Raw genomic sequence first — 4,706 nt, forward strand, 5'->3', positions numbered from 1 at the left:
CGCCATCGAGTAGCACGTCGAGTGCGCGGCCGCGATCAGCTCCTCGGGGCTGGTCTTGCCGTTCGCCGCCTCCGCGCGTGACGGCCAGGACACCGGGAACGAGCCGATGCCGGACGAGTCGAGCGACACGGTGCCGGAACCATCGAGCAGCGCGCCTTCCCAGTGGGCGTTGGCGGTGCGGGTGGTGGCCATGAATCCTCCTGCGGGGAAGCACTGACAGACGGGTGATCAGTCTGCCGCACAACGACCCGCCATGCGCACCTCCTGTGATCCGGCCGCGAGCGACCCTCCAGAACCAGCTCGCTCATATGTTCGATACGATACCAGAGTGCCATCACACGGGGGAGTCGTCGAGGAGCGCGGGGTGCTGGGGATCGTCCACCCGCACCCCCGTGTCCGCGGTGTGCAGCGGCCGCACCTCGTGGTCATACCGGCTGAACGCGGGCAGCGCCCAGGTCTCGGGGAAGACCCGCGCCAGCGCGGGCCCGGACAGCCACAGATGCACGGTGTACTCGAGCGGCAGCCCGCGCCCGAGCAGCAGCTCGCCGTCCAGCACCAGCACCCCGCCGGGCGGCAGCGACACATACGAAGCCCGGCTCGACCGGTCGGTCGCCGCGTTCCACAGCGCCGGCAGCACCCGCCCCGGCCCGTCCGGCCCGAGCGGCGCCAGCACCTCGCGGACCAGCCCGCCGGCGTCGAGCCAGTCGGCGTAGCGCGCGTCGGGATCGAGGCGTCCCCGCTCGAACCGCAGCGACGCGGGTCGCAGGAAGTCGGCGGCCGACACGCGGAGGGCCGGCCGGCCGCGCAGGCGCACCGCCTCGGCCAGGCGGTCGGCGAGGTCACCGGGCCGGGCCGGCGGCGCGCCGTCCACCGCCACGCGGGTCCACGCCGTGGCCGGCCGGGCCAGCACCCGGTCGGCCACCTCGTCCACCAGCAGGTCGGGGGACACGGGACGGAACCGCATGCGGTCGATCATGCCAAGCGTCCGAAATTGTCGGTGCCACGCGGTAGAAACCACCCATGCCCGCGAAGCTCCCCGACACGCCCAAACCAGTCGTTCGCCTCCGCGTCACCCCGTCGTAGGGTGGTGCCTCGTGGCGGCTGATTCGTTCGTTCATCTCCATGTGCACACCGAGTACTCGATGCTCGACGGCGCCGCCAAGGTCGCGCCGCTCTTCGCCGAGGCCGCCCGGCTAGGCATGCCCGCGGTCGGCATGACCGACCACGGCAACATGTACGGCGCCGACCAGTTCTACCAGGAGTCGCGCAAGGCCGGGATCAAGCCGATCATCGGCATCGAGGCCTACATCGCGCCGGCCAGCCGCTACCACAAGAAGCCGATCTTCTGGGGTGAGGCGCGCCAGCGCAGCAGCGACGAGCTCGGCGAGGGCGGCGACGTCTCCGGCGGCGGCGCCTACACGCACATGACCATGCTCGCCGGCAACGCCCAGGGCCTGCGCAACCTGTTCACGCTCTCCTCGCGCGCGAGCATGGAGGGCTACTACCGCAAGCCGCGCATGGACCGCGAGCTCATCGCCGAGTACGCCGAGGGCATCATCGCCACCACCGGCTGCCCGTCCGGCGAGGTCCAGACCAGGCTGCGGCTCGGCCAGACCGCCGAGGCCGTCCAGGCCGCCGCCGACTACCGGGACATCTTCGGCAAGGACAACTTCTTCCTCGAGCTGATGGACCACGGCCTGCCCATCGAGCGCTCGGTGCGCGAGGGCCTGCTCGACATCGCCCGCCAGCTCCAGCTCACGCCGCTCGCCACCAACGACTCGCACTACGTCACCCAGGACCAGGCCGACGCGCACGCCGCGCTGCTGTGCGTGCAGTCCGGCAAGACGCTGTCCGACCCCAACCGCTTCAAGTTCGACGGCAACGGCTACTACCTCAAGTCCGCCGAGGAGATGCGCCGGTACTGGGACAAGGAGGTCCCCGGCGCCGCCGACTCGACGCTGCTGATCGCCGAGCGGGTCGAGTCGTACGACGAGATCTGGGCGCCCGTCGACCGGATGCCGATGTTCGACGTGCCGGCCGGCGAGACCCAGCCCAGCTGGCTGCACAAGGAGGTCATGCGCGGCTTGCAGTGGCGGCTCCCGAACGGCGTGCCACCGGAGTACGTCGACCGCGCCGAGTTCGAGCTGGACGTGATCACCCAGAAGGGGTACCCGGCCTACTTCCTGGTGGTCGCCGACCTGGTCACCTACGCGCGCAAGGTCGGCATCCGGGTCGGCCCCGGCCGTGGTTCGGCCGCCGGCTCGCTGGTGGCCTACGCGCTGGGCATCACCAACCTCGACCCGATCGCGCACGGCCTGCTGTTCGAGCGGTTCCTCAACCCCGAACGCGAGTCGATGCCCGACATCGACATCGACTTCGACGACCGCCGCCGCGGCGAGATGATCGCGTACGCCACCGACAAGTACGGGTCGGACAAGGTCGCTCAGGTGATCACGTTCGGCACGATCAAGACCAAGGCCGCGATCAAGGACTCGGCCAGGGTCATCCACGGCCAACCCGGCTTCACGATGGCCGACCGGATCTCCAAGGCGCTGCCGCCGCCGGTGGCGGCCAAGGACATCCCGCTGTCCGGGATCGTCGACCCGAAGCACGAGCGTTACGCGGAGGCCACCGAGGTCCGCACGCTGATCGAGACCGACACCGAGGTCTCCAAGATCTTCGAGACCGCGCGCGGCCTCGAGGGTCTGATCCGCAACGCGGGCGTGCACGCCTGCGCGGTCATCCTCTCGTCGCAGCCGCTGATGGAGTCGATTCCGCTGTGGCGCCGAGACGACGGCTCCATCATCACCGGCTGGGACTACCCGTCGTGCGAGGCCATCGGCCTGCTCAAGATGGACTTCCTGGGCCTGCGCAACCTCACGGTCATCGGCGACGCGATCGACAACATCAAGGCCAACCGCGGCGAGGACATCGACCTCGACACCCTCCCGCTGGACGACAAGGCCACCTTCGAACTGCTCGGCCGCGGCGACAGCCTCGGCGTCTTCCAGCTCGACGGTGGCGCGATGCGCGACCTGCTGCGCCGCATGCAGCCGACCGAGTTCAACGACATCACCGCCGTCAACGCGCTGTACCGGCCAGGCCCGATGGCGATGAACACGCACAACAACTACGCCGACCGGAAGAACAACCGTCAGCGGATCACGCCGATCCACCCGGAGCTCGAGGAGTCGCTCAAGGACATTCTGGCCGAGACCCATGGTCTGATCGTCTACCAGGAGCAGATCATGCAGATCGCGCAGAAGGTGGCCGGTTACTCCATGGGTCGAGCCGACGTGCTGCGCAAGGCCATGGGTAAGAAGAAGGCCGAGGTGCTGGAGAAGGAGTACGCCGGCTTCGAGGAGGGCATGAAGGCCAACGGCTACTCGCCGGAAGCCGTCAAGACCCTGTGGGACACGATCCTCCCGTTCGCCGGGTACGCGTTCAACAAGTCGCACGCGGCCGGGTACGCGCTGGTCGGGTACTGGACGGCGTACCTCAAGGCGAACTATCCGGCCGAGTACATGGCGGCGCTGCTCACGTCGGTCGCCGACAACAAGGACAAGTCCGCGGTCTACCTGTCCGAATGCCGCCGGTCCGGCATCAAGGTGCTGCCGCCGGACGTCAACGAGTCGGGCCTGCGCTTCGCCGCGGTCGGCACGGATATCCGGTTCGGTCTCGGGGCCGTGCGCAACGTCGGCGCCAACGTGGTCGAGTCGGTCATCCAGACCCGCGCGAGCAAGGGCGCGTACGTCTCGTTCACCGATTTCCTCGACAAGTCCGAGCTGCTGTGCTGCAACAAGCGGGTGATCGAGTCGCTGGTCAAGGCGGGAGCCTTCGACTCGCTCGGCCACACCCGGCTCTCGCTGGTCCAGGTGCACGAGGAAGCGGTCGAGGCGGTGGTCGGCCTCAAGCGCCAGGAGGCGATGGGCCAGTTCGACCTCTTCGGCGGCGACGACACGACGCCGGCCCCCAGCGACGCGTCCCCGTTGGCGCACCTCAAGTTCACCGCGGAGGAGTGGCCGCGCAAGCAACTGCTCGGGTACGAGCGCGAGATGCTGGGCCTGTACGTGTCGGCCCACCCGCTGGACGGTGCTGAGCGCCTGCTCCGCAAGCACGCCCCCAAGCCGATCGCCGAGATCATCAGCGACGCGCCCAAGGAAGGCGAGATCGTGCTGTCCGGCATGATCTCGGCTCTGGAGCGCCGAGTGAACAAGCAGGGCGAGCCGTGGGCCATCTGCACCATCGAGGACCTGGACGCGTCGATCGAGGTGTTGTTCTTCGCCAAGTCGTACTCGGTGCTGTCCCAGGACCTGATCGAGGACGCCGCGGTGGCGGTCAAGGGCCGGGTGAACTGGCGCGAGGACAAGATGTCCATCTTCGGCTCCGGCCTGATCCCGTTGGACATCACGGACGCCGACCTCGGGGCGCCGGGGGAGACCCCGCCGTTCGTGTTGCTGTGCAACCCGTCGCGGTTGAACGACGAGGTGGTGGGAGAGCTGAAGAACACGCTGGCCGCACACCGCGGTGACACGCCGGTCCATTTGAGGTTCGCCCACAAGGAGAACGGCGTCACGCTCGCTCTCGACGACTACCCGATCAAGGTGAGCCCGGCTTTCCTGGGCGAGATCAAGGCGATTCCTGGGGTTGCAGTGGACGCCTGACGGTTGCTCGGGTGTGGTAGCTGCTTGGCGAGGTTGGTTGGC

The 4,706-nt window shown here is 68.7% G+C and carries 2 protein-coding genes and 1 pseudogene; 1 reads left to right on the top strand and 2 read right to left on the bottom strand.

The features are described 5' to 3' along the window. Positions 1-192: pseudogene (locus VGD70_RS09050) on the bottom strand (peroxiredoxin); the annotation flags it as partial. 142 nt (positions 193-334) lie between these two features. Next, on the bottom strand, positions 335-964 hold the full coding sequence (locus VGD70_RS09055; RefSeq protein WP_331080043.1) for a uridine kinase: 630 nt from the start codon (positions 962-964) through the stop codon (positions 335-337). Between the two features lie 130 nt (positions 965-1,094). Here VGD70_RS09055 and dnaE point away from each other — a divergent pair, with 130 nt between their 5' ends. Further along, positions 1,095-4,664 (top strand): DNA polymerase III subunit alpha, encoded by a 3,570-nt coding sequence (gene dnaE / locus VGD70_RS09060; RefSeq protein WP_331080045.1) that lies wholly within the window; start codon positions 1,095-1,097, stop codon positions 4,662-4,664. Positions 4,665-4,706 lie beyond the last annotated feature (42 nt).

This window comes from Actinophytocola sp., assembly GCF_036402745.1.
Taxonomy (GTDB): domain Bacteria; phylum Actinomycetota; class Actinomycetes; order Mycobacteriales; family Pseudonocardiaceae; genus Actinophytocola.